Genomic DNA, 24,859 nt, shown 5'->3' with positions numbered 1-24,859 from the left:
GAAGGTTCCTTTACGAGGGTGAGCTGAGGGACGAGGTCGGGGTCGAGGCGGCCCTGCGGCCCGCCCTCGCGATGGAGATCTGCCGTGCGACCCGGGGGCCGAGGACGGACAGGACGAGCAGAACGCCGGTGACGACGATCTGCGACTGGGCGGAGACGTCCTGGAGGCTCATCACGTTCTGCAGCGCGCCGAGCAGGAAGACTCCCGCGATCGCGCCGCCGAGCGTGCCCTTGCCGCCGTCGAAGTCGATTCCGCCGAGCAACACGGCCGCCACGACGGACAGTTCGAGTCCGGTGGCGTTGTCATAGCGGGCGCTGGCGTAGTGCAGCGCCCAGAAGATGCCGGTGAGGGAGGCCATCAGGCCGGTCACCGTGAACAGGATGAGCTTCTGCCGCTTGACGCGGATGCCGGCGAAGCGCGCGGCCTCCTCGTTGGCGCCGATCGCGAACAGCGACCGCCCGAACGGGGTGGCGTGCAGGGCGACCACGGCGATCGCGAGCAGCACCAGGAAGGGCAGGAAGGCCTGCGGGACGAAGGTGTCCCCGACGCGTCCGGCGGCGAAGTCCAGGTACTGGGTGGGGAAGTCGGTCACGGCGTCGGAGCCGAGGACGATCTGCGCGATGCCCCGGTAGGCGGCGAGGGTGCCGATGGTGACGGCGAGGGACGGCAGTCCGAGCCGGGTGACGAGCAGGCCGTTGATCAGCCCGCAGACGACACCGAGCAGCAGACAGATAGGGATGATCACCTCGATCGTCAGGCCCTCGTTCCACAGGGCGCCCATCACCGCGCCGGACAGACCGGCCGTGGAGGCCACCGACAGGTCGATCTCGCCGGAGACCACGAGGAGCGTCATCGGCAGGGCGATCAGCGCGATGGGCAGGGTGTTGCCGATGAGGAACGACAGGTTGAGGGCGTTGCCGAAGCCGTCGACGGTGGAGAAGGACAGCAGCAACAGGACGATCAGGAGGGCGCCGACCGCCCCGTCCCACCTCAACGAGGCGGACCAGCGGATGGCGCGGGTGAGCGACTCAGGCATGGCCGGCGTCTCCCTTCTTCACGGGGGCAGCGGTGGTCCTGGCCGCGGCCGACTTCTTCTTCAGGGCCGTGGCCACGCGCAGGGCGACGATCCGGTCGACCGCGATGGCGAGGATGAGCAGGATGCCGTTGATGGCGAGCACCCACACGGAGCTGACGCCGAGGGCGGGCAGCACGCTGTTGATGGAGGTGAGGAGCAGGGCGCCGAGAGCGGCCCCGTAGACGCTGCCGGAGCCGCCGGTGAAGACGACACCGCCGACCACGACCGCGCTGACGACGGTGAGTTCGTAGCCGTTGCCGGTACCGGAGTCGACGTTGCCGAACCGGGCCAGGTACATGGCGCCCGCGAGGCCCGCGAGGGCTCCGCAGAAGGTGTACGCGGCCAGGATCCGCTTGCGGACGGGGATCCCGGCGAGTCGGGCGGCCTCGGGGTTGGAGCCGAGGGCGTACATCTCGCGGCCGCTGCCGTAGTGCTTGAGGTAGTACGCGGTGGCCACCAGGACGACGAGGGCGATCATCGCCAGCCACGGCACAGCCGACAGGCCGCCGGAGCCGAAGTCCACGAATGAGCCGGGCAGGTCGGCCGCGGTGATCTGGCGGGAGCCGACCCAGATGGAGTCGATACCGCGGATGATGTAGAGGGTGCCGAGGGTGACGACGAGGGCGGGCACCTGGCCGAGGCTGACGAGGAGTCCGTTCAGCAGGCCGAAGCCGATGCCGAGCAGGACCGCCAGGACGACGGCGACGACCGGGTTGCCGCCCCCCTGGAGATAGAGGCCGGTGGCGAAGGCGCTGATGCCGAGGGTCGAGCCGACGGACAGGTCGACGTTGCGGGTGATGACGACCATGGACTGGCCGGTGGCGACCAGCACCAGGATGGTCGCGTTCAGCAGGAGGTCCTTGATGCCCTGCTCGGACAGGAACTCGCTGTTGCCCGCCTGGGTGATGGCGATCATCACCAGGAAGACGGCCAGGATGGCGAGTTCGCGCATCTTGAAGACGCGGTCGACCAGTCGGGTGCCGCTGGACTTGGGCACCTCTGTGGCGGGGGCGGAGTTGGGGGCGGTCACCGTCATGCGGCGGCCCTCCCGGTGGCTGCGGCCATCACGGTTTCCTCGGTGGCTTCGGCGCGGGAGATCTCGGCGGTGAGCCGGCCCTCGTGCATCACCAGCACGCGGTCGGCCATGCCGAGGATCTCGGGCAGGTCGGAGGAGATCATCAGGACGGCGACGCCGTCGGCGGCCAGCTCGCTGAGCAGCCGGTGCACCTCGGCCTTGGTGCCGACGTCGATGCCACGGGTCGGCTCGTCGACGATCAGCACCCTGGGTCCGGTGGCGAGCCACTTGGCCAGGACGACCTTCTGCTGGTTGCCTCCGGACAGCGTGGAGACGGTGTCGGCGATCCGGGCGTACTTCACCTGGAGCTTGACGGCCCAGTCGAGGGAACGGCTGCGTTCGGCGCCGCGGTCGACGAGGCCCGCCTTGACGGTCGTACGGAGTCCGGTGAGCCCGATGTTGCGCTCGATGGACATGTCCATCACCAGGCCCTGGGCGCGCCGGTCCTCCGGGACCAGCGCGAGGCCCGCGGCCATTGCGGTGGAAGGGGCGCCGTTGGTCAGCGCGCGGCCGTCCACGGAGACCTCGCCCGCGTCCCAGCGGTCGATACCGAAGACGGCCCGGGCCACCTCCGTACGGCCGGCGCCGACGAGGCCGGCGAGGCCGACGATCTCGCCGTGCCGTACGTCGAAGGTCACGTCGGTGAAGACGCCTTCGCGGGTCAACCGCCGTACGCTCAGGGCGACTTCGCCCGCCTGGACGTCCTGCTTCGGGTAGAGCTCGTCGAGGTCGCGCCCGACCATGCGGCGTACGAGATCGTCCTCGGTCATGCCCTCGATCGGCTCGCTGGCGATCCAGGCGCCGTCGCGCAGGGTGGTCACCCGTTGGCAGATCCGGAAGATCTCCTCGAGGCGGTGCGAGATGAACAGAACGGCGGCGCCCTGCTCGCGCAGGGTGCGGACGACTCCGAAGAGGCGGGCCACCTCGCTGCCGGTGAGGGCCGCGGTCGGCTCGTCCATGATCAGGACGCGGGCGTCGAAGGAGAGGGCCTTGGCGATCTCCACGATCTGCTGATCGGCGATCGAAAGGCCGCGGGCGGGGCGGTCGGGGTCGAGTTCGACACCGAGGCGCCGCATCAGGGCCAGGGTCGCGTCGTGCGTGGCCTTGTGGTCGATACGGCCGAGAGTGCGCCGCGGCCGGCGGCTCATGAAGATGTTCTCGGCGATCGACAGGTCGGGGAAGAGCGTGGGCTCCTGGTAGATCACGGCGATGCCGGCGTCGCGGGCGTCGCCTGGGCCGTGGAAGAGGACGGGCTCGCCGTCCAGGAGCACCTGGCCGGCGTCCGGTCGGTGCACCCCTGCGAGGGTCTTGATGAGGGTCGACTTGCCCGCACCGTTCTCACCGGCGAGCGCGTGCACCTCACCGGGGAACAGTTCCAGGGACACGTCCCGCAGGGCGCGCACCGCTCCGAAGGACTTGGAGACGTCCTTGAGCGACAGCACCGGGGCCGGACCCGCTTCGGACGGGTGGGTCATGAGGGGCTCCTCGACAACGCCGGCGGAAGCCGTCACAGCGTCATGAAAGGTTTCAACTTGGTTGCCGGGACGTTAGGCGCGCCAGCCACGCCACGTCAATGGGTCCGGTTCGAAAAACTTTCGATAGCCAAAGGTCACGGTCGGAGCACGGCCAGCGGGGTTTGCCGGAACTCTTGACACCCCTACGGGGGAGCCATAGTTTCGCGCTTTGAATCGATTCATACGGAACGGCTTACAGAGGAGCCCCAAGTGACCGACCTCGCCGCGGTGAAGGCCGCTCTCAAGACCCAGGCAGTCGAGACGCCGTCGTGGGCGTACGGGAACTCGGGGACGCGTTTCAAGGTGTTCGCGCAGCCCGGTGTTCCCCGCGATCCATGGGAGAAGCTGGCCGACGCCGGGAAGGTGCACGAGTTCACGGGCGTGGCACCGACGGTCGCCCTGCACATCCCGTGGGACAAGGTCGACGATTATGCGGCGCTGGCGAAGTTCGCCGAGGAGCGCGGCGTGAAGCTGGGCGCGATCAACTCGAACACGTTCCAGGACGACGCCTACAAGCTGGGCAGCATCTGTCACGCGGATCCGGCGGTGCGGCGCAAGGCGCTCGATCACCTGCTGGAGTGCGTCGACATCATGGATGCCACCGGTTCGCGGGATCTGAAGCTGTGGTTCGCGGACGGGACGAACTACCCCGGTCAGGACGACATCCGGGAGCGGCAGGACCGGCTCGCGGAAGGGCTGGCCGAGGTGTACCGGCGGCTGGGCGACGACCAGCGCATGCTGCTCGAGTACAAGTTCTTCGAGCCCGCCTTCTACCACACCGATGTGCCGGACTGGGGGACGGCGTACGCCCACTGCCTCAAGCTCGGCGGCAAGGCGCAGGTGGTGGTCGACACCGGTCACCACGCCCCGGGCACCAACATCGAGTTCATCGTCGCCACGCTGCTGCGGGAGGGGAAGCTCGGCGGGTTCGACTTCAACTCGCGGTTCTACGCGGACGACGACCTGATGGTGGGGGCCGCGGATCCGTTCCAGCTGTTCCGGATCATGTACGAGGTGATCCGCGGGGGCGGGTTCGCGCCTTCGGTCGCCTTCATGCTCGACCAGTGCCACAACATCGAGGCGAAGATCCCCGCGATCATCCGGTCCGTGATGAACGTGCAGGAGGCCACGGCGAAGGCACTGCTCGTGGACCGGGAGGCGCTGGATGTGGCACAGCGGTCGGGGGACGTGCTGGAGGCGAACGCCGTGATCATGGATGCGTACAACACGGACGTGCGTCCGTTGCTTCGTTCGCTTCGCGAGGACATGGGGCTCGACCCCGACCCGATCGCCGCGTATCGCCGGTCCGGGTGGGCCGAGAAGATCGTGGCAGAGCGGGTCGGTGGTCAGCAGGCGGGTTGGGGGGCGTGAACGGCCGCATTGCGTCCGCCGGGTAATACCGGTTGCAGGCTGCGGGCCGCATGTGGCTGGTCGCGCTCACGCGGCGGAGCAGCATGTCGATACAGCCCCGCGCCCCTGGGCAAACGTACTCACCCTCTTTCACGTAAGGACTGGAAGTTCATGGCACCGCACCCCGAAGCCGCCGCTCTCCTCGCCCGGTCTCACCGACTCGGCGCCGATCCCCGTAACACCAACTACGCCGGCGGCAACACGTCCGCCAAGGGCACCGACACCGATCCCGTTACCGGCGGCGACGTCGAGCTGATGTGGGTCAAGGGGTCCGGTGGTGACCTCGGGACGCTCACCGAGGGCGGGCTGGCCGTGTTGCGGCTGGATCGGCTGCGCGCGCTCACCGGTGTGTATCCGGGCGTCGAGCGCGAGGACGAGATGGTCGCCGCGTTCGACTACTGCCTGCATGGGAAGGGCGGTGCGGCTCCGTCCATCGACACCGCCATGCACGGGCTCGTCGAGGCCGCACACGTGGACCATCTGCACCCGGACTCCGGGATCGCGCTGGCCTGTGCGGCCGACGGGGAGAAGCTGACGGCCGAGTGTTTCGGCGACACCGTGGTGTGGGTGCCGTGGCGGCGGCCCGGTTTCCAGCTCGGGCTGGACATCGCGGCGGTGAAGGAGGCCAACCCGCAGGCGATCGGCTGCGTCCTCGGCGGACACGGGATCACGGCGTGGGGTGACACGTCCGAGGAGTGCGAGCGCAACTCGCTGCACATCATCCGCACCGCGGAGGCGTTCCTCGCCGAGCGGGGGAAGCCGGAGCCGTTCGGTCCGGTGATCGAGGGGTACGAGGCGCTGCCCGAGGGTGAGCGACGGGAGCGGGCCGCGGCCCTGGCGCCGTACGTCCGTGCCGTCGCCTCGCAGGACAGGCCGCAGGTCGGACACTTCACCGACGCCGAGGTCGTCCTCGACTTCCTCGCCGCGGCCGAGCATCCGCGGCTCGCCGCGCTCGGCACCTCCTGCCCCGACCACTTCCTGCGGACCAAGGTCCGACCACTGGTCCTCGACCTGCCGCCGACTGCTCCCCTCGACGAGGCGATCGCCCGGCTGAAGGAGCTGCACGCCGAGTACCGCGAGGAGTACGCCGCCTACTACCAGCGGCACGCCGAGCCCGACTCCCCCGCGATGCGCGGCGCCGACCCGGCGATCGTGCTGGTTCCCGGTGTGGGCATGTTCTCCTTCGGCAAGGACAAGCAGACTGCCCGCGTGGCCGGCGAGTTCTACGTGAACGCGATCAACGTGATGCGCGGGGCCGAGGCGGTCTCGACGTACGCGCCGATCGAGGAGTCGGAGAAGTTCCGGATCGAGTACTGGGCGCTGGAGGAGGCCAAGCTTCAGCGGATGCCGAAGCCCAAGCCGCTGGCGACCCGCGTGGCGCTGGTGACCGGCGCCGGCAGCGGGATCGGGAAGGCGATCGCCGAGCGGCTGGTCGCCGAGGGCGCGTGTGTGGTGATCGCGGACCTCAACGCGGAGAACGCCGCTCAGGTCGCCGAGGAGCTGGGCGGTGCCGACAAGGCCGTCGCCGTGACCGTCGACGTCACGTCCGAGGAGCAGATCGCCGAGGCGTTCAAGGCGGCGGCGCTGGCCTTCGGCGGGGTCGACCTGGTGGTCAACAACGCCGGGATCTCCATCTCCAAGCCGCTGCTTGAGACGTCGGCGAAGGACTGGGACCTCCAGCACGACATCATGGCCCGCGGTTCCTTCCTCGTCTCGCGCGAGGCGGCCCGGGTGATGATCGCGCAGGAACTGGGCGGCGACATCGTCTACATCGCCTCGAAGAACGCCGTGTTCGCCGGCCCCAACAACATCGCCTACTCCGCGACCAAGGCCGACCAGGCCCACCAGGTGCGGCTGCTGGCCGCCGAGCTGGGCGAGCACGGCATCCGCGTCAACGGCGTCAACCCGGACGGGGTCGTACGCGGCTCCGGGATCTTCGCGGGCGGCTGGGGCGCGAAGCGGGCAGCCGTGTACGGCGTGCCGGAGGAGAAGCTGGGCGAGTACTACGCCCAGCGGACCATCCTCAAGCGCGAGGTGCTGCCCGACCACGTCGCGAACGCGGTCTTCGCACTGACCGGCGGGGAGCTGACGCACACCACGGGGCTGCACATCCCGGTCGACGCCGGCGTCGCGGCCGCCTTCCTGCGATGAGCGCGCACGTGAAGTCGTACGCCGCGGTCGATCTGGGTGCGTCCAGCGGGCGCGTGATGGTCGGCCGCGTCGGGACCGACAGCCTGGAGCTGACCGAGGCGCACCGCTTCCCCAACCGGCCCGTGCGGGTTCCGGAGGGGTTGCGCTGGGACATTCTCGGGCTCTACGGGGGTGTCCTGGAGGGGCTGCGGGCGGCCGACCAGGTCGACTCCGTCGGCATCGACAGCTGGGCCGTGGACTACGGCCTGCTCGACGCCGACGGGGCGCTGCTCGGCAACCCCGTGCACTACCGGGACGCGCGGACCGAGGGCGTCGCGGAGAAGGTGTGGGCGACCGTGCCCGCCGAGGAGCTGTACGCGGCGACCGGCTTGCAGTTCGCCCCTTTCAACACCCTCTATCAGTTGGCCGCGGCCCGCTCCTCCGCCCACCTGGCGTACGCGAAGCGCCTGTTGCTCATCCCCGACCTGCTCACCTACTGGCTCACCGGCGAGCAGGGCACCGAGCTGACCAACGCGTCGACCACCCAGCTGATCGACCCCAGGACGCGCGAGTGGTCGTACGACCTCGCCTCCCGGCTCGGCATCGACCTCGGGCTGTTCGCGCCGCTGCGACAGCCCGGCGACGCGGCGGGCGTACTGCGGCCCCAGGTGCTGGAGGAGACCGGGCTGAACGGGCCGGTGCCGGTGACGGCGGTCGGCTCGCACGACACCGCGTCCGCGGTGGCGGCCGTCCCGGCGGGCGGTGAGCGGTTCGCGTACATCTGTACCGGCACCTGGTCCCTGGCGGGCTTGGAGCTGGACGCGCCGGTTCTGACGGAGGAGAGCCGCGCCGCCAACTTCACCAACGAGCTGGGGCTGGACGGCACGGTCCGCTATCTGCGCAACATCATGGGACTGTGGCTGCTCCAGGAGTGCGTACGGGCCTGGGGCGACCCCGATCTCGGGGCGCTGCTCCTCGACGCGGCCAAGGCGCCTGCGCTGCGGTCGGTCGTGGACGCGGGTGACGCCGCGTTCCTGGCGCCGGGCCGGATGCCGGAGCGGATCGCCGAGGCGTGCCGGGTCTCGGGGCAGCCGGTGCCCGAGTCGCCCGCCGAGATCACCCGCTGCATCCTCGACTCCCTCGCCCTGGCCCATCGCCGGGCCGTCGAGGACGCGCAGCGGCTGGCCGACCACCCGGTCGACGTCGTGTACGTCGTCGGCGGCGGCACCCGCAACGCGCTGCTGTGCCAGCTGACCGCCGACGCCTGCGGGCTGCCGGTGGTGGCGGGCCCGACGGAGGCGGCGGCCCTGGGGAATGTCCTGGTACAGGCCCGGGCCCACGGGCTCGTCGGCGACCTGGCGGGGATGCGCGGGCTGCTCGTGCGTACCCAGCCGCTGACCCGGTACGAGCCGCAGGGCGACACCGCACGGTGGCGCGAGGCGCAGGCCCGGCTCGCCGTGGGGTGACGGGGACTCCCCGGGCCCATCCACCCCGGACTACCCTTCACTCATCCGATGATCGACCACCTCTAGGAGCCGCGATGCGTGTCGCCCTGTTCCTGACCTGTGTCAACGACACGCTCTATCCGGACACCGGGCGCGCCGTGGTGAAACTGCTGACCAGGCTGGGCGTCGAGGTTGACTTCCCGATGGCGCAGACCTGCTGCGGGCAGGCCCACTACAACACCGGATACCGGCATGAGGCGGAACCGCTGGCCCGGCATTTCTCCGATGTCTTCCGGGACTACGAGGCGATCGTGACGCCCTCCGGGTCATGCGGGGCGATGGTGCGGGAGCTGTATCCGCGGATGGGTGAGCGGGCCCGGGCCGAGGGGCGCGGGGACTCGCTCGCTGCGACCTTGGCGCCGGTGGTGCCGAAGACGTACGAGCTCACGGAGTTCCTGGTGGACGTGCTGGGGGTGACGGACGTGGGGGCGTACTACCCGCACACCGTCACCTATCACCCGACCTGCCACGGGCTGCGCGGCCTCGGGCTGGGCGAGCGGCCCCGGCGGCTGCTCCAGTCCGTGAAGGGGCTGGAGCTGCTCGAACTGCCGGGCGCCGACGAGTGCTGCGGCTTCGGCGGCACCTTCGCCCTGAAGAACGCCGACGTCTCGGCGGCGATGGGCACGGACAAGGTGCGCAACGCCGAGTCGACCGGCGCCGAGGTGCTGTGCGCGGCCGACAACTCCTGTCTGATGCACATCGGCGGGACGATGACCCGGCTGAAGACCGGCATGCGGCCGGTGCACATCGCGGAGATCCTGGCGAGCACGGAGGAGGAACCGGCGGCATGAGCGGCACGTTCGTAGGAATGCCGGCCTTCCCGAAGGCCGCGCACGATGCGGTCAACAACCCGACGCTGCGGGGCAATCTGCGCCACGCCACACACACCATCCGCGCCAAGCGGGCCAAGGCCGTGGCGGAGGTGTCCGACTGGGCCGAGCTACGGGAGGCCGGCAAGCAGATCAAGGATCATACACTCCGTCACCTGGAGCGATATCTCGTCCAGGTGGAGGAGTCGGTCACGGCCGCGGGCGGCGTCGTCCACTGGGCCACGGACGCCGACGAGGCCAACCGGATCGTGACCCGACTCGTCAAGGAGACGGGCGAGTCGGAGGTCGTCAAGGTCAAGTCGATGGCCACGCAGGAGATCGGGCTGAACGAGGCACTCGAAGCGGAGGGGATCCACGCCTACGAGACCGATCTCGCCGAGTTGATCGTGCAGTTGGGCAAGGACCGGCCCTCGCACATCCTCGTCCCGGCGATCCACCGCAACCGGGGAGAGATCCGGGACATCTTCGAGCGTGAGATGAGCGAGTGGGGCCGCCCGGCCCCCGAGGGCCTCACGGACACGCCCGCCGAACTCGCCGAGGCGGCCCGGCTGCACCTGCGGGAGAAGTTCCTGCGCGCCAAGGTCGGCATCTCCGGCGCCAACTTCATGGTCGCCGAGACGGGCACGCTGGTGGTCGTGGAGTCGGAGGGCAACGGGCGGATGTGCCTGACCCTGCCCGAGACGCTGATCTCGGTGGTCGGCATCGAGAAGATCGTGCCGACCTGGCAGGACCTGGAGGTGTTCCTGCAGACCCTCCCCCGCTCCTCGACGGCCGAGCGCATGAACCCGTACACGTCGATGTGGACCGGCACCACGGATGAGGACGGGCCGCGGACCTTCCATCTGGTCCTGCTCGACAACGGCCGCACCGACACCCTCGCCGACGAGGTCGGCCGCCAGGCCCTGCGCTGCATCCGCTGCTCGGCGTGCCTGAACGTCTGTCCGGTGTACGAGCGGGCGGGCGGCCACGCCTACGGCTCGGTCTACCCAGGTCCGATCGGTGCCATCCTCAGCCCTCAACTCCGGGGCACGGGAAGTGAGATCGACGCCTCCCTGCCGTACGCCTCCTCGCTGTGCGGGGCCTGCTACGAGGTGTGCCCGGTCGCGATCGACATCCCCGAGGTGCTGGTGCATCTGCGGGAGCGGGTCGTCGAGGGCGGCCCGGTGACGCGGGAGGGAAACAAGGTGGTGCTGAAGCCCGCCAAAGGGCATGCCGCCGAACGGGCGGCGATGCGCGCGGCGCGCTGGGCGTTCGCACGCCCGGGAGCACTGCGCACCGGCCAGCGGCTGGCCTCGCGCACCCGGCGCTTCCATCCGCGCACGCTGCCCGGTCCCGGCAGCGCGTGGAGCGGGACGCGGGATCTGCCGCCGGTGCCGGCGGAGCCGTTCCGCGACTGGTGGCAGCGGACGCAAGGCGGAAAGGACGGTGTGAAGTGAGCAGCAGGGAGCGGATCCTGGGCCGGGTGCGGCGCGCGCTGGCGGACGTGGAACAGGACGACACGCCGTACGAGCAGGCACTGTCGCGGGACTATCTGCGCGTGCACGGTGACCTGGGTGTCGAGCGGACGGTGGAGCTGCTGGCCGAGAATCTGGCGGACTACCGGGCGATCGTGCACCGCTGCACCACCGCGGACCTGGCGGCGACCCTCGCCGGGATGCTGGCCGCGCGGGGCTCGAAGACCGTCCTCGCACCGCCGGGTCTGGACCCGCAGTGGCTGTCGGCGGTGGAGGCCGAGCGGGTCACCGACCGGGCGGAGAGCACTGCGTACGAACTGGACCGGGTGGACAGCGTGGTGACCGCGTGCGCGGTGGCCGTCGCCGAGACCGGCACGATCGTCCTGGACGGCAGCCCGGACCAGGGCCGCCGCCGCATCACCCTCGTCCCCGACCACCACATCTGTGTCGTACGGGTCCCCGAGCAGGTCGTGTCGTCCGTCCCGCAGTCCCTCGAACGGCTCGATCCGACCCGCCCGTTGACCTGGATCTCCGGGCCGTCGGCCACCAGTGACATCGAACTCGACCGGGTGGAGGGCGTGCACGGACCGCGCACTCTGGAGGTCGTTCTGGTGACCGCCTGAGCCGCCCTGGTCAGGACGGACGCCTGATGGGCATCAGTGCCCATAGGCGGGCTCGACGCAGCCGCCCTCCAGGTAGGGTCCGTGGGCCTCGATGGTGTTCCGGTGGCTGGGCGACAGGGTGCCGGTGACGCACACTCCATCGAGGGCGAGAACGAAGTGCACGCCCCCACCGGTGCTTTGAACCCGCTCTGCCTGACCATAGCCGAGGCGGGACAGCGCGGCGTCGACCTCCGCCTTGTCCACGGGGACGCTCTTCAGGTTCTCGGTGAGCCGCCCGACGTGCACCTCGCCCCGGCACTCGGCCAGGCCTTTGAGGGGCAGGGCGCGTCGATAGGCGTTGTGTCGGCGTAGTTCGGGGGCCGGTCCTCGACGGTCTCCGCCGAGGGCGAGGCGGAGGTCTCCCCGGCCGACGGCGCCGGTGTCGTGGTGCCGCATGCCGCGTCCTCCACTCTTGGCAGCTCGGCGCTGATGTGGCGCGGCTGGGGCGAGGACGACGACATCGTCACCGAGGGGCTCAGGGTGGCCGTGGACTCCGCACCGGCGCGGGTATTGCCTCAGCCCGCCAGGACGAGGACGGCCACACATGCCATGGAGGCGCTGCCCACCGTGGTTCTTCGCATCCGCCGAGTCGATCAGGACAGGCCGAGCGGTGCCATGGTGGAAGCCACACCTCCGGTCACAGCCGGGTCACGGCTTCCACAGCAGCATCGTGGGGAGCGTCTCCTCCAGGATGCGCTGCCGGGGCAGCGTGAGACCGAAATGCCGCTCGAGGACCTCCAGCGAGGTCCGGTGGACGACCCGCCGTTCCAGCTCCCGGTCGGGCAGTCCGGCGGCGGTCAGGCGTTCCTGTACGGCGGACGCCACCTCCGGGTCCCCCTGGACTCCGTCGTATCCCCACGAGCCGTCGAGGTGCAGGTTGAACGCGCACATCAGGCGCTCGTCGTGGAGGTAGGCGAACTGCGGCGGCACCGGCTTGCCGTTCTCCTCCTCGTACTCCAGCAGGAAGACGTGCGCCTCGCCGCGGGAGACCGGTGGCGTGGCACCGAACTCGGCCTGCCAGCCCCCGTACTTGACCACGTACGCCCATTCGTCGATCTCTCCGTGGCGCAGGGCGATGCCGTTGTGGACCGCGCCGCACAGGCCTTCCAGTACGTCCTGCACCTGTCGACCGGTGAGCTCTCCGATGGACCTTTTGTCACGGCGCCGGCCGAACACGGTGTCGGCGACACGCGAGGCGAGTGTCTCCGAGGCGAGGTCGCGGGCGATCACGATGCTGTAGCCGCCCCAGGCGACGGACTGGGGCTCGGCGAGCCAGGATATTCCGTCAGTCATGGTGATCACCTTGGCGCATCGGGCCGTTGGGTGTCACTGGTACGGAGCTGACCGGGGGCGGCGAGGCCGAGTTGACGAGGTTCCGGCGCGGCCGGATCGGGTTCGTGTTCCAGCAGTACCTCCTGGACACGCTGACCGTCGCCCAGAACACGGTGCTGCCGCTCAAGCTCGCCGGGCGGCGCGTGGACCGGGAGCGGGGCCGCGAGGTACTGACGTCCGTCGGACTGGGCGACCGCCTCGGCCATGGCCCCGACCAGCTGTCCGGCGGGCAGCGGCAGCGCGTGGCGATCGCCCGCGCGCTGGTCACCGAACCCCGGGTGATCTTCGCGGACGAACCCACGGGCGCCCTGGACACGCGCAGCGCTCGGGACGTGCTGCGGCTGCTCCAGCGGGTGCACGGACGGACGGTGGCGTTGGTGACGCACGACCCGGTCGCCGCCTCCTACGCCGACTCCGTGCTGTTCCTCGCCGACGGCCGGCTGGCCGAGACGGCGCGGCGGGTGCTGCGCGCTCCGGCCGTGGGGGCGGTCGCGGTGGCCGCGTGAGCACGTTCGGCGGCGGGCGGCCGTTTCGACGGCCGCCCGATGTTTTCGGATCACCGGATTACTGGTGACACAAGCGCTGAACAAGCGCTTAGATAGGGGACCGTCCAGGTAACGCCGCCGAGCTGGAGGCCCCCGTTGTTCACTTCCGTCGACGACGTCTCCGCACGTCTCGCCGAGACCGGCTATCTCGCGTCTCCCGCCGTCGCCACGACCGTCTTCCTCGCCGACCGCCTCGGCAAGCCGCTGCTCGTGGAGGGCCCCGCCGGGGTCGGCAAGACGGAACTCGCGAAGGCCGTGGCCCAGGTCGCGGGGGCGCGGCTGGTGCGCTTGCAATGCTACGAGGGCGTCGACGAGTCCCGGGCGCTGTACGAGTGGAACCACGCCAAGCAGCTGCTGCGCATCAGCGCGGGCCGGGACGAGACGTGGGACGAGGCGCGCACGGACATCTTCAGCGAGGAGTTCCTGCTCCCCCGTCCGCTGCTGACCGCGATCCGCGGCGACGAGCCCAAGGTGCTGCTGATCGACGAGACCGACAAGGCGGACGTCGAGGTCGAGGGCCTGCTCCTGGAGGTGCTCAGCGACTTCCAGGTCACCGTGCCCGAACTGGGCACGATCACCGCGACCCGCCGCCCCTTCGTCGTCCTCACCTCGAACGCGAGCCGCGAGCTGTCCGAGGCGCTGCGCCGCCGCTGCCTGTTCCTGCACATCGGGTTCCCGGAGGAGGAGTTGGAGCGGCGGATCGTACGGCTGAAGGTGGCCGGTCTGGACCAGGCGCTGGCGGAGTCGGTGGTCCGGGTGGTCGGCGCGCTCAGGGCCATGGACCTGCGGAAGGTGCCGTCGGTCGCCGAGACCATCGACTGGGCGCGCACGCTCCTCGCGCTGGGCGCGGACACGCTCGACGAGTCGCTCGTACGCGACACCCTGGGCGTGCTGCTGAAGCACCAGGACGACGTGCTGAAGGCCGGTGCCAAGCTGGACCTGGGAGCTCTGTGAGCACGCCGGCCGGCGTGGCGGACCGGCTGACGTCCCTGGTCGGGGCGCTGCGCGCGCACGGCATCCGCGTCGGCACCGGGGAGACCGTGGACGCGGCGCGGGCGGTGGCGGCCCTCGGGCTCACGGACCGTGAGCTGCTGCGGGAGGGGCTGGCCGCGACGCTGCTGCACGGCACGGCCCAACGGCCGGTGTTCGACCCGGTCTTCGACCTGTACTTTCCGCGGGGCGTGGGGGCGCCGGAGACGGAGGCCGCGGGCCGGGACCACCTGCGCGAGCGGCTCGCGGCGGCCCTGGCCGCGAACGACCGGGCGCTGATGGGCCGGTTGGCGGCCGAGGCGGTCGACGGCTTCGGCGGGTACGGTTCCTCGCCGGCGTCGGACGGCTGGTCGTCGCACCAGACACTCGAGTGGCTCCGCCCGCAGACGCTGCTGGCCCGCGTGCGCGACGACCTGCGGGCACGGGGTGGCGCTCCGGGGTTCACGGACCGGCTGCTGGAGGACGAGATCCGACGGCGCATCGAGGCGTTCCGCGCCCTGGTGGGCGCGGAGGCCCGGCGGCGGGTCGCCGAGCGGCGGGGCCGGGACGAGATCGCGCGGCGGGCGGTGGCCCCGACCGCCGACCGGGTCGACTTCCTGTTCGCCGGGAAGGACCGGCTGGCCGAGCTGCGCAGGACGGTGCAGCCCCTCGCCCGCAAGCTCGCCACCCGGCTCGCCGCGCGTCGGCGGCGTGCCGCGCGCGGCAGCATCGATCTGCGGCGGACGTTGCGCGGGTCGCTGTCGACGGGCGGGGTGCCGATGCGGCCCGTGCTGCGCCGGCGCCGTCCCGCCCGGCCCGAACTGGTGCTGCTGTGCGACGTGTCGGGCTCGGTGTCCGGGTTCTCGGACTTCACGATGCTGCTGGTGCAGGCGCTGCACGACCAGTTCAGCAAGGTGCGGGTGTTCGCCTTCGTCAACCGGATCGACGAGGTGACCGGGCTGCTCGTGCATGGCGCGGCCGATCCGGAGGGGCTCGGCGCCCGGATCCGCGCGGAGGCGACCCTCACGGGCTGGCACGGCAGCAGCGACTACGGCGTCGCGCTGGGCGAGTTCGCGGAGCGCTACGGCGACGCGGTCGGCCCGCGCTCCACGGTGTTCGTCCTGGGCGACGCCCGTACGAACATGAGCGACCCCAACCTGCCTGCCGTACGGCAGATCGCCGGACGGGCCCGCCGTGTCTACTGGTTGAACCCGGAGGCACTCCCCCAGTGGGGCACGGGCGACTCCGCCGCCCCCGCCTACGCCGAGGTCGTCGAGATGCACGAGTGCCGCAACGCCCGTCAGCTCAGCGCCCTGGTGGGGCGACTGCTGCCGGTCTGACTCATCGGGCCGGCCGCGGTCGACCCTGGTGAACAGGACGGGTCATCCCAGAGATGTAGGGCTTGTCCCCGATGTCCGTCCCGCCTTCCCGCCCTTACGCTCCGCAGCAACGGAGGGGGAACCCATGAAGGCAGTGGTCCAGGACAGGTACGGCTCGGCGGACACCCTGGAAGTCAGGGAGGTCGACCCGCCCGTGCCCGCCGCCGGCGAGGTGCTGGTGCGGGTGCACGCGGCGGCGCTCAACGCCTACGACTGGCATCTCATGCGCGGCGATCCGAAGATCGCCCGTCTGGTGTTGGGGCTGCGCGCACCGAGGAAGAGGATCCGGGGCCGGGACTTCGCCGGGCGGGTCGAGGCCGTGGGCGCCGGCGTCGAGGGACTGCGCCCCGGCGACGAGGTGTACGGCGAGGCCGACGGGGCCTTCGCGGAGTTCGTGTGCGCCGCCGACCATGCGGTGGACCTGAAACCGGCCGGCCTCAGCTTCGAGCAGGCGGCCGCCATCCCCCTGGCCGCGAACACCGCGCTCATCGGCCTGCGCGACCTGGCCGAAGTCCGGGCGGACCGGACGGTGCTGGTGAACGGGGCGTCCGGCGGGGTCGGCACGTTCGCGGTACAGCTCGCCAAGGCGTACGGCGCGGAGGTGACCGGCGTGTGCAGCACCCGCAACGTCGACCTCGTCCGGTCGCTCGGTGCGGACCACGTCATCGACTACACGCGGGAGGACTTCACCCGCGGCGCGCGTCAGTACGAGGTCGTGCTGGACCTGGTGGGCAACCACTCCCTCGGCGCGTTCCGGCGCACGGTGACCCCCACCGGGACGCTCGTCCTGTCCGGCGGGGGTGTGTTCGAGGGCGGCAGCCTGGTCGGCCCGATGGGGCTCTTGTTCAAGCGGGCCCTGATGTCGCCCTTCGTCCGCCAACGCCTGCTCGAACTCCCGGCCAAACCCAGCAAGTCGAACCTCGCGGCGCTGCGGGAGCTCGTCGAGGCCGGGAAGATCGCCCCGGTCGTCGACCGCACATATCCGCTGAGCGAGGTGCCCGAGGCGATGCGGTATCTGGAGGTCGAGCACGCGCGCGCCAAGGTGGTCGTCACCGTGTGAGGCGCGCGCCCTCGACGGTGTCAGTCGGCCTTCGCGTACGTCTGCGCCATAGGTCCGGCGAAGTCGTACACCACGACCTGTTCGTCGCCCACGACCCAGGCGTCGTGTCCGGGCGGGCACACGAAGGTGTCGTGGGGACCCACTTCGGCCTCCGCGCCGTCGTCCATGCGGATGCGCATACGTCCTTGGACGACGTAGCCGTTGTGGTGGATCTGGCAGCTGTCCGTGCCCGCGATCGGGGCCACGGACTCGGACCAGCGCCAGCCCGGTTCGAAGGTGGCCACGGCGAAGTCGAGTCCACTGAGGTGGACGGCTTCGAGATGGCCCTGGGGGAAATCGCGGCGCTCATCCGGCTTGTCGAGCGTCTTCACCTCGATCATGACTGCTCTCCCTTCCGGCCGGGCTCTGCACGGCCGGGGCCGGTCTCCGTCTCCCACCCACCGCGAGCGGCATCGGCGGAGGCCGTGCCCCACCACTCCATCGTCCGCCCCTCCACTCGGAGCCGCCATTCGGGTGACGTCGCCTCGATGTCAGTCCGCGCCCCCACACAGCCGGGCGAAACGCTCCGCGTCGACGTTCCCGCCGGAGATGATCACCCCGACCCGGCGTGGCAGGCGGCCCACCCGGCCCGCGAGCAGGGCGGCCAGCGGCGTGGCACCGCTCGGCTCGACGACGATCTTCAGGCGTTCGAACGCGAACCGCATCGCCTCCCGGATCTCGTCGTCGGACACCAGGGCGATCTCGTCGACGAGCAGCCGGTTGATGGAAAAGGTGAGTTCGCCGGGTGTGTGCAGCGCCTGACCGTCGGCGATGGTGTGCGGAACGGGGATCTCGATGCGCCGGCCCGCCTCCAGGGACCGCTTGGTGTCGTCCCCGGCCTCCGGCTCGACGCCGATCATCCGCACGTCCGCGTACTGACCCTTGGCCGCGGTGGCACTCCCGGCGATCAGTCCGCCACCGCCGACCGGAGTCATCAACGCGCCCAACTCCCCTACTTCTTCGAGGAGTTCGAGCGCCGCCGTGCCCTGCCCGGCGATGACATGAGGGTGTTCGTAGGGCGGGATGACCGCGAGGCCCCGCTCGGCCGCCAGCGCCTCGGCGATGGCGACGCGGTCGCCGGTGTAGCGGTCGTACGTCACGATCTCGGCGCCGTACCCGGCGGTGGCCACCCGCTTCGAAGCCGGGGCGTCGTGCGGCATGACGATCACCGCGGTGGTGCCGAGCTCGCGGGCGGCGAGGGCGACGGCCTGGGCGTGGTTACCGGAGGAGTACGTGGCGATGCCCCGGGCGAGCTGCTCGGGGGCCAGCCGCGAGGCCGCGTTGTAGGCGCCGCGGAACTTGAAGGCCCCGACGCGCTGGAAGTTCTCGCACTTGAGGAAGACCTCGGCGCCGACGAGCGCGTCGAGAGTGCGCGAACGCAGCACGGGCGTGCGGTGCGCGACGCCCCTGAGCCGGACCGCCGCGTCACGGACGTCGTCGAGGGTGACCGGCGGGGTGGTGGTCGTCACGCGTGTCCTCCAGTGGAGTCGGGGGAAGCGGTGGAGTCGGGCGTCGCGTCCGGCGCGGCCCGGGCCTGGGCGAGGTAGCTGTACGCGGAGGCGCGGGAGATGCCGAGCCGGGCAGCCACCTGCTCGACCGAGCGGCGCACCGCGAACACCCCGCGCTCGTCGAGGCCGCGGAACAACTCCAGACGTGCCGCGCGGTCCAGGCCCGCCCAGGCCCGGTCCTGTCTCAGGTGGTGGTCGTCGAGGATGATGTCGACGACGGAGTCGATGTCGTTGCCGAAGGTGGTCACCGGCAGTTCGGCGGGCGGCCTGCCGACGCCGGCGAGCGCGCCGAGCACGGTGTGGGCGTCGGTCAGCGCGGTGACGTCCAGGTTCACGCATACCGCGCCGAACACCGCGCCCGTGGTGTCCCGCAGCACCATCGTGGACGACTTGACGGTCTGTCCGGTCCGGGTCCGGGTGACGTAGTTCAGCTCGTCGACCGCCTCCTCGCCCCGGGCGACGATCCGCATGCCGATCTCACTCATCGCGCCGCCCACCACGCGTCCCGTCACCGAGCCGGCGATGGCGACCACCGACTTCTCCGGGCGCCGGTAGTCATGGAGCACCACCTCGCACACCGGCCCGAACGTCGCCGCGATCCCGTCGATCACCGGGACCAGGGCGGCGATGACCGCGTCCCGCTCCGCCTCCGGACTCGATTCACCCACCGACGCACCCTCCCTGCCACAGCCAGTTCTTCTAGACTATACGTCCAACACATGGACCAAAAGTCCAACCCTCCCTTCGTGCCCATCTCTGTCCAGGATCTTGACGGCGGTGATGTTACCGGTAACATCGCAACGGTCGAGCGAACGAGAGGTGTGCTGTGCCCGGGGGAAGACGAGTTGTCGACAGCAGCAGCCCGAAGTCCGAGGCGCCATCCACCCACGTACCCCCGGACACCCCGGTCTTCAGTCCCGCCGCCGTGGCCGCCTCCTGCGTGGGCTTCGTCCTCATCGGCGCGCTCCAGGCGCTCTACGGGCCTGCCATCCCCGCGTTCCGCGAGGAGTTCGGGCTGTCCCCCTCGGCCGCGGGGCTCGGGCTGAGTGCCCACTTCGTCGGCGGCGTCGCCGGCGTGCTGCTGATCGACCGGCTCTACGGCCGCCTCGGCAACCGGCAGATCCTCGGCGCCTCCTACCTGCTCATGGCTCTCGGCGCGGCAGGCTTCGCGCTCGCGCCGAACTGGCCGACGGCACTTGCCATGGCGTTGCTGGCGGGGCTCGGTTTCGGCGGCATCGACTACGGCCTCAACCAGCTGTTCGCGGTCGGCTTCGGCCACCGTTCGACCGCGATGCTGAACATCCTCAACGCGCACTTCGGGATCGGCGCGATCCTCGGCCCGGCACTGATCGGCGTGCTCGGCTCCGCGCACTACCCGGCGGTCTTCCTCGGTTTCGCGCTCGCCAACCTGCCGTTGCTGCTGTGCCTGAAGGGCGTACGCGACCACGCGCCCGGGCCGACCGACGGCCACGAGGCCGATGACCGGCGGCCTCGGGTGCCGGCCGGAGGTCCGTCCCCCCTCGGCCGCAGTCTGGGCTCGGTGCTCGCCGTGTTCGTCGCGCTCTACGTGCTGCACGTGGGCATCGAGGCGGGCGTCGGCGGCTGGGAGCCGACCCACCTGGAGACCGTGGGATACGGCGCCGGGGTCGCCGCCACCGCGACCTCCGTGTACTGGCTGATGATGACCGTCGGCCGGTTCCTGGTCGCCCCGATCGCCCTGCGCTTCTCCGCCCAGGCCATCATCACGGTGTCCTGCGCGGGCATGACCGTCTGTCTGCTGCTGGCGTCGATCCCGGCGCTGGCCCCCTACGCCTACGCCGGTGTCGGCCTGTTCATCGCCCCGATCTTCCCCACCGGCCTGCCCTGGCTGCACCGGGCCGCCCCGAGCGCCCGGCGCGCCGGAGCCATGGTCATCGCCGCGTCCATGGTCGGCGGCGTCGCGGCGGGACCGGCGCTCGGCAAGGCGATCGAGGCATCCGGCATCCGGGCGGTGCCTCTCCTGCTCGGCGGTGTCTCGGCGCTGTGCCTGGCCGCCACGCTCTGGCTGATCCGCAGCACGCGCACCCATTGAAAACGGCTCCGGCACCGCCACCGGCTCCGGTGCTGTGGCTGTCGCACCCGAACCGAAGCGAACCGAAGGGAACACCCGCATGCCCGCTCTGACGACCTCGTCCGACGGTTTCCTCCTGCACGGCGAACCGTTCCGGATCATCTCCGGCGCCCTGCACTACTTCCGCGTCCATCCCGACCAGTGGACCGACCGGCTGCGCAAGGCACGCCTGATGGGCCTCAACACGGTCGAGACCTACCTGCCGTGGAACCTCCACGAGCCCGCGCCCGGCACCCTCGTCCTCGACGGCCTGCTCGACCTGCCCCGCTTCCTGCGGCTGGCGCAGGCCGAGGGGCTGCACGTGCTGCTGCGCCCGGGACCGTACATCTGCGCCGAATGGGACGACGGCGGGCTGCCCGCCTGGCTGGTCTCGGACCCCGACATCCGGCTGCGCACCAGCGACCCCCGCTTCACCGACGCCTTCGACCGCTACCTCGACCAGCTCCTGCCGCCGCTGCAGCCGTACCTCGCCGCGAACGGCGGCCCGGTGATCGCCGTACAGGTGGAGAACGAGTACGGGGCGTACGGCGACGACACCGCGTACCTCCAGCACGTCGAACAGGCCCTGCGTTCCCGGGGCGTCGACGAGCTGTTGTTCACCTGCGACCAGGCCAACGCCAAGCACCTGACCGCGGGCAGCCTGCCGGGCACGCTCGGCACCGCCACCTTCGGCGGCCGGATCGAGGAGCACCTTGCCGCCCTGCGCGCGCACCGGCCCGAAGGCCCGCTGATGTGCGCGGAGTTCTGGATCGGCTGGTTCGACCACTGGGGCGGCCCGCACCACGTGCGCTCGGCCGAGGACGCCGCGGCCGACCTGGACCGGCTGCTGTCGGCGGGCGCCTCGGTCAACATCTACATGTTCCACGGCGGCACCAACTTCGGCTTCACCAACGGCGCCAATCACCACCACACGTACGCGCCCACGGTCACCTCGTACGACTACGACGCCCCGCTCACCGAGAGCGGTGACCCGGGCCCCAAGTACCACGCCTTCCGCGAGGTCATCGCCCGGCACGTGGCGGTCCCCGACGAGCCGGCCCCGGCGCCCGGACCCAAACTCCCGCCCACCACCGTGGAGTTGGACCGCCGGGCGCCGCTGCTGCCGTACCTGCGGACGCTCGACGGTGCCGTGCGCACCGAGGACCCGGTGACGATGGACGAACTCGGCGTGCACGGCGGCTACGTGCTCTACCGCACGACCGTTGCCGCCTCCGGCGACGGGCTGTTGCACTTCGCGGGCGGTGTCGGCGACCGGGCGCAGGTCTTCGTGGACGGTGCCTCCGTCGGCGTACTGGAACGCGAGCGCCACGACGAGACCCTGCCGGTGAGGGTGCCGGAGCCCGGTGCCGTCCTCGAGGTGCTCGTGGAGAACCAGGGCGGCGTCAACTACGGGCCGCGCATCGGCGCGCCCAAGGGGCTGCTGGGACCGGTGACCTTCCAGGGCGTGGCCCTGCACGGCTGGGAGTGCCGAGCCGTCCCGCTGGGCGAGCTGGGCGCGGTGCCGTTCGTGCCGTCCGACACCGCCACGGACGCCGTGCCCGCCTTCCACCGGGGGACGTTCGAGGTGGACACCCCGGCGGACACGTTCCTCGCCCTGCCCGGCTGGACCAAGGGCCAGGCCTGGGTCAACGGCTTCCATCTCGGCCGCTACTGGAACCGCGGCCCGCAGCGCACCCTGTACGTCCCCGGTCCGGTCCTGCGCCCGGGTGCCAACGAGCTCGTCCTGCTGGAGCTGCACGCCACCACCGGCACCCGCGCGCGGCTCACCGACACTCCCGACCTCGGACCGGAGAACAACTGATGACCCCGCACCCGCACCGCCTGCGTGTCCCCGCCCCCGCCGGCCCGCCGCTGACCGGACACCTGCCCTTCGCGGACGCCCCCGGCGTGCCCGACCCCATCGAGGTCACCAGTCGTTGGCTCACCCGCGGCGGCCGCCCCTGGTTCCCGGTCTCCGGCGAGTTCCACTACTCCCGCTACCCGGCCGGGGAGTGGGAGGAGGAGCTGCTGAAGATGAAGGCGGGCGGCGTGACCGCCGTGGCCGCCTACATCATCTGGATCCACCACGAGGAGACCGAAGGCCGCGTCCGCTTCGACGGCGACCGCGACCTGCGCCGCTTCGCCGAGCTGTGCGCCCGCCACGGCCTGGACTTCGTCCCCCGCATCGGCCCTTGGTCGCACGCGGAGGTCCGCAACGGAGGCCTGCCCGACTGGCTGCTGGCCCGCGACTGCACCCCGCGCACCGACGACCCCGCCTACCTGGAACCCGTACGCGCCTGGTTCGCGGCGATCGCCGAGCAGCTGCGCGGCCTCGACCGCGCGCACGGCGGCCCGATCGTGGCGATCCAGGTCGAGAACGAGCTCTACGACCGGCCCGGCCACCTCCTCACCCTGAAGCACATGGCCCAAGAGGCCGGAATGAGCGCCCCACTGTGGACGTCGACGGCCTGGGGCGGGGTCCAGCTCCCGCCCGACGAGCTGCTTCCGCTGTACGGCGGCTACACCGAGACCTTCTGGACCGAGGCGGACAGCGGCTGGCCCGAGACCTGCCGCAAGCACTTCTTCTTCACCCACCAGCGCGACGACGAGGGCATCGGCGCCGACCTCAGGCCCACCACCGTGCGCGGCGGCGAGCCGGACGTCTTCGCCGACCGATTTCCCTGGGCCACCTGCGAGTTGGGCGGCGGCATGGCGGTGTCGTACCACCGCCGGCCACGCGTCGACCCCGACGACATCGGCGCGCTCGGCCTCACCAAGATCGGCTGCGGTTCGGTCTGGCAGGGCTTCTACATGTTCCACGGCGGCACCAACCCGGCGGGCGAGCTGACCACCCTGCAGGAGTCCCACGCCACCGGTTACCCCAACGACCTGCCCGTCCTGACGTACGACTTCCAGGCGCCGCTCGGCGAGTACGGGCAGTACCGGCGGACGTATCACGAACTGCGGTTGCAGCACCTGATGCTGGCGGACTTCGGTCATGCCGTCGCGCCGATGCAGTCCGTCCTGCCCGAGCGGCAGCCGGCGGCTCAGGACGACCGGGAGACCCTGCGCTGGGCCGTGCGCAGTGACGGCACCTCGGGCTTCCTGTTCGTCAACAACCACCAGCCGCACGAGCCGCTGCCGGACCACCCGGACACGTCGTTCACGGTCCAGTTCCCGGACAGCGGCGGGGAGTTGACCCTGCCGAGCACACCTATCACCGTGCCGCGCGGTGCCTACTTCTGCTGGCCCCTGCGGCTGGAGGTGGCGGGACTGCGGCTGGAGTGGGCCACCGCGCAACCGGTGTGCACGCTCGACGTGGACGGCCGTACCGTCCTGGTGCTGGCCGCCACCGACGGGATCGCACCCGAACTCGCCCTGGACGCGGCGACGGTGGCGTCGGTCGGTGTGCCGTCCGGGTCCGGGAACATCACCCCCGTCGGCGGCCGGCTGCTGCTGACCGGGCTGCGCCCCGGCACCGACGCCCTGGTCGAGGTGGAGACGGCGGACGGGGGTCGGGCAGGCCTGCTGGTCCTTGACGCGGCGACGGCTCGTACCGCCTACCGGGGCGAGGCGTGGGGTGCCGAGCGGCTGGTGCTGTGCGAGGACGGGGTCGTCTTCGACCGCGAGGAGGTACGACTGCACGGATCCCGGGCGGCTGTCTCATTCGCGGTGCTGCCCGCGCCGGAGCGGGCACCGGCGGTGGACGGCGTGACGGCGAGCGCGGATGCGGACGGGGTGTTCACCCGCTACACCGTCCAGTCCGGTCAACGCGAGGGGGGCACTCCCGAGGTCACCCTGGTCCGACCCGCCGGTCCGGCGCCCGAGACCGTGACCGGCGTGCAGGGCCGGGCGAGCGCGCCCTCGGACAAGTACGTCGACGCCGTCGCCGCCGAGTACCGCGTCGACGTGCCGGACGACCTGCCGCCCGGCACCCTCCTGCGCCTGCACTGGACCGGTGACGTGGGGCGGGCGTACGTGGGGGACACGCTCGTCGCCGACCAGTTCTTCTCGGGGCGCGTCTGGGACATCGGCCTGGACCGGCTGCCAGCCGACGCCCTGCGCGCGGACGGCCTGCGGTTGAGGCTGCTGCCCCTGCACGCGGACGCCCCGGTGTACGTCCCGGAGCAGGTGGCCGGCGCCGGGGAGACGGCGGCCGTGGTGAGCGCCGAGTGGGTCACCTCCCGCACCTGGACCGTCCGGGCCGGCTGACCGCCCTCCCGGCCGTACAGCCGAGGTCCGGCGCCCCGAGCCCTCGGACTCCCCCGCCTATGCTGTGGTCC

General features: G+C 71.2%; 20 protein-coding genes and 1 pseudogene. 13 read left to right on the top strand and 8 right to left on the bottom strand.

Annotated elements, in window-relative coordinates:
* Positions 1-10 precede the first annotated feature (10 nt).
* Genes ACFYO2_RS32800 through ACFYO2_RS32790 form a run of 3 tightly spaced genes read right to left on the bottom strand, consistent with a single transcriptional unit; the run spans position 11 to position 3,625 of the window.
* Positions 11-1,036: an ABC transporter permease gene (locus ACFYO2_RS32800; protein ID WP_388356202.1), complete on the bottom strand. Its 1,026-nt coding sequence runs from the start codon at positions 1,034-1,036 to the stop codon at positions 11-13.
* Positions 1,029-2,111, bottom strand: a complete 1,083-nt coding sequence (locus tag ACFYO2_RS32795) for an ABC transporter permease (protein WP_388356199.1) — start codon at positions 2,109-2,111, stop codon at positions 1,029-1,031. The genes ACFYO2_RS32800 and ACFYO2_RS32795 overlap by 8 nt, the downstream gene beginning before the upstream one ends.
* Positions 2,108-3,625 carry a sugar ABC transporter ATP-binding protein gene (locus ACFYO2_RS32790; RefSeq protein ID WP_388356197.1) on the bottom strand — a complete coding sequence of 506 codons (1,518 nt, stop codon included), beginning with the start codon at positions 3,623-3,625 and terminating at the stop codon, positions 2,108-2,110. The genes ACFYO2_RS32795 and ACFYO2_RS32790 overlap by 4 nt, the downstream gene beginning before the upstream one ends.
* A 249-nt stretch (positions 3,626-3,874) precedes the next feature.
* Here ACFYO2_RS32790 and rhaI point away from each other — a divergent pair, with 249 nt between their 5' ends.
* The 6 genes from rhaI (at position 3,875) to ACFYO2_RS32760 (ending at position 11,616) form a co-directional block, all read left to right on the top strand.
* Complete coding sequence (rhaI, locus tag ACFYO2_RS32785) at positions 3,875-5,035, top strand: L-rhamnose isomerase (protein ID WP_388356195.1); 1,161 nt, start codon at positions 3,875-3,877, stop codon at positions 5,033-5,035.
* Positions 5,036-5,185: 150 nt separating this feature from the next.
* Positions 5,186-7,225, top strand: a complete 2,040-nt coding sequence (locus ACFYO2_RS32780; protein ID WP_388356194.1) for a bifunctional aldolase/short-chain dehydrogenase — start codon at positions 5,186-5,188, stop codon at positions 7,223-7,225.
* Positions 7,222-8,670: a rhamnulokinase family protein gene (locus tag ACFYO2_RS32775; RefSeq protein ID WP_388356192.1), complete on the top strand. Its 1,449-nt coding sequence runs from the start codon at positions 7,222-7,224 to the stop codon at positions 8,668-8,670. Before ACFYO2_RS32780 ends, ACFYO2_RS32775 begins: the two co-directional genes overlap by 4 nt.
* Positions 8,671-8,744: 74 nt before the next feature.
* Entirely contained in the window at positions 8,745-9,500 is a 756-nt protein-coding gene (locus ACFYO2_RS32770) for a (Fe-S)-binding protein (protein ID WP_388356190.1), read from the top strand.
* Complete coding sequence (locus tag ACFYO2_RS32765) at positions 9,497-10,975, top strand: LutB/LldF family L-lactate oxidation iron-sulfur protein (RefSeq protein WP_388356188.1); 1,479 nt, start codon at positions 9,497-9,499, stop codon at positions 10,973-10,975. Before ACFYO2_RS32770 ends, ACFYO2_RS32765 begins: the two co-directional genes overlap by 4 nt.
* Positions 10,972-11,616 (top strand): lactate utilization protein C, encoded by a 645-nt coding sequence (locus ACFYO2_RS32760; protein WP_388356187.1) that lies wholly within the window; start codon positions 10,972-10,974, stop codon positions 11,614-11,616. Before ACFYO2_RS32765 ends, ACFYO2_RS32760 begins: the two co-directional genes overlap by 4 nt.
* 33 nt (positions 11,617-11,649) lie before the next feature.
* Here the strand turns inward: ACFYO2_RS32760 and ACFYO2_RS32755 are convergent, their stop codons facing one another.
* Both ACFYO2_RS32755 and ACFYO2_RS32750 read right to left on the bottom strand, forming a co-directional pair.
* Positions 11,650-12,051 (bottom strand): hypothetical protein, encoded by a 402-nt coding sequence (locus ACFYO2_RS32755; protein ID WP_388356185.1) that lies wholly within the window; start codon positions 12,049-12,051, stop codon positions 11,650-11,652.
* Positions 12,052-12,303: 252 nt separating this feature from the next.
* Positions 12,304-12,948, bottom strand: coding sequence for a hypothetical protein (locus ACFYO2_RS32750; protein WP_388356183.1), 645 nt, complete (start codon positions 12,946-12,948; stop codon positions 12,304-12,306).
* 20 nt (positions 12,949-12,968) lie between these two features.
* On the opposite strand from ACFYO2_RS32750, the pseudogene ACFYO2_RS32745 reads away from it, so the two are divergent.
* The 4 genes and pseudogenes from ACFYO2_RS32745 to ACFYO2_RS32730 all read left to right on the top strand — a co-directional run.
* A pseudogene (locus ACFYO2_RS32745) lies at positions 12,969-13,493 on the top strand (ABC transporter ATP-binding protein); the annotation flags it as partial.
* A 135-nt stretch (positions 13,494-13,628) separates the two neighbouring features.
* Positions 13,629-14,486: an AAA family ATPase gene (locus tag ACFYO2_RS32740; protein ID WP_388356181.1), complete on the top strand. Its 858-nt coding sequence runs from the start codon at positions 13,629-13,631 to the stop codon at positions 14,484-14,486.
* Entirely contained in the window at positions 14,483-15,841 is a 1,359-nt protein-coding gene (locus ACFYO2_RS32735) for a VWA domain-containing protein (RefSeq protein WP_388356179.1), read from the top strand. Before ACFYO2_RS32740 ends, ACFYO2_RS32735 begins: the two co-directional genes overlap by 4 nt.
* A gap of 124 nt (positions 15,842-15,965) precedes the next feature.
* Positions 15,966-16,940, top strand: coding sequence for an NAD(P)-dependent alcohol dehydrogenase (locus tag ACFYO2_RS32730; protein WP_388356177.1), 975 nt, complete (start codon positions 15,966-15,968; stop codon positions 16,938-16,940).
* Positions 16,941-16,960: 20 nt separating this feature from the next.
* Here the strand turns inward: ACFYO2_RS32730 and ACFYO2_RS32725 are convergent, their stop codons facing one another.
* The 3 genes from ACFYO2_RS32725 to ACFYO2_RS32715 all read right to left on the bottom strand — a co-directional run bounded on the left by ACFYO2_RS32725 (position 16,961) and on the right by ACFYO2_RS32715 (position 19,155).
* A complete protein-coding gene (locus ACFYO2_RS32725) occupies positions 16,961-17,320 on the bottom strand; it encodes a cupin domain-containing protein (protein WP_388356175.1) in 360 nt (119 codons plus the stop codon).
* Between the two features lie 150 nt (positions 17,321-17,470).
* Entirely contained in the window at positions 17,471-18,448 is a 978-nt protein-coding gene (locus tag ACFYO2_RS32720; protein WP_388356173.1) for a pyridoxal-phosphate dependent enzyme, read from the bottom strand.
* Positions 18,445-19,155, bottom strand: a complete 711-nt coding sequence (locus ACFYO2_RS32715) for a transcriptional regulator (RefSeq protein ID WP_388356171.1) — start codon at positions 19,153-19,155, stop codon at positions 18,445-18,447. The genes ACFYO2_RS32720 and ACFYO2_RS32715 overlap by 4 nt, the downstream gene beginning before the upstream one ends.
* A 257-nt stretch (positions 19,156-19,412) precedes the next feature.
* Between ACFYO2_RS32715 and ACFYO2_RS32710 the strand changes: the two genes are divergently transcribed.
* From ACFYO2_RS32710 to ACFYO2_RS32700, 3 genes are all read left to right on the top strand, one after another.
* Positions 19,413-20,558: an MFS transporter gene (locus ACFYO2_RS32710; protein ID WP_388356348.1), complete on the top strand. Its 1,146-nt coding sequence runs from the start codon at positions 19,413-19,415 to the stop codon at positions 20,556-20,558.
* Positions 20,559-20,637: 79 nt separating this feature from the next.
* The gene (locus ACFYO2_RS32705; protein WP_388356169.1) at positions 20,638-22,398 is read left to right on the top strand and encodes a beta-galactosidase; all 1,761 of its coding nucleotides are present in this window, start codon (positions 20,638-20,640) and stop codon (positions 22,396-22,398) included.
* The gene (locus tag ACFYO2_RS32700; RefSeq protein ID WP_388356167.1) at positions 22,398-24,788 is read left to right on the top strand and encodes a beta-galactosidase; all 2,391 of its coding nucleotides are present in this window, start codon (positions 22,398-22,400) and stop codon (positions 24,786-24,788) included. The genes ACFYO2_RS32705 and ACFYO2_RS32700 overlap by 1 nt, the downstream gene beginning before the upstream one ends.
* Positions 24,789-24,859: the final 71 nt, after the last annotated feature.

This window comes from Streptomyces sp. NPDC006602 (assembly GCF_042870385.1).
In the GTDB taxonomy this organism is placed as follows: Bacteria; Actinomycetota; Actinomycetes; order Streptomycetales; family Streptomycetaceae; genus Streptomyces.
This window is presented reverse-complemented; position numbering and strand designations above follow the sequence as displayed.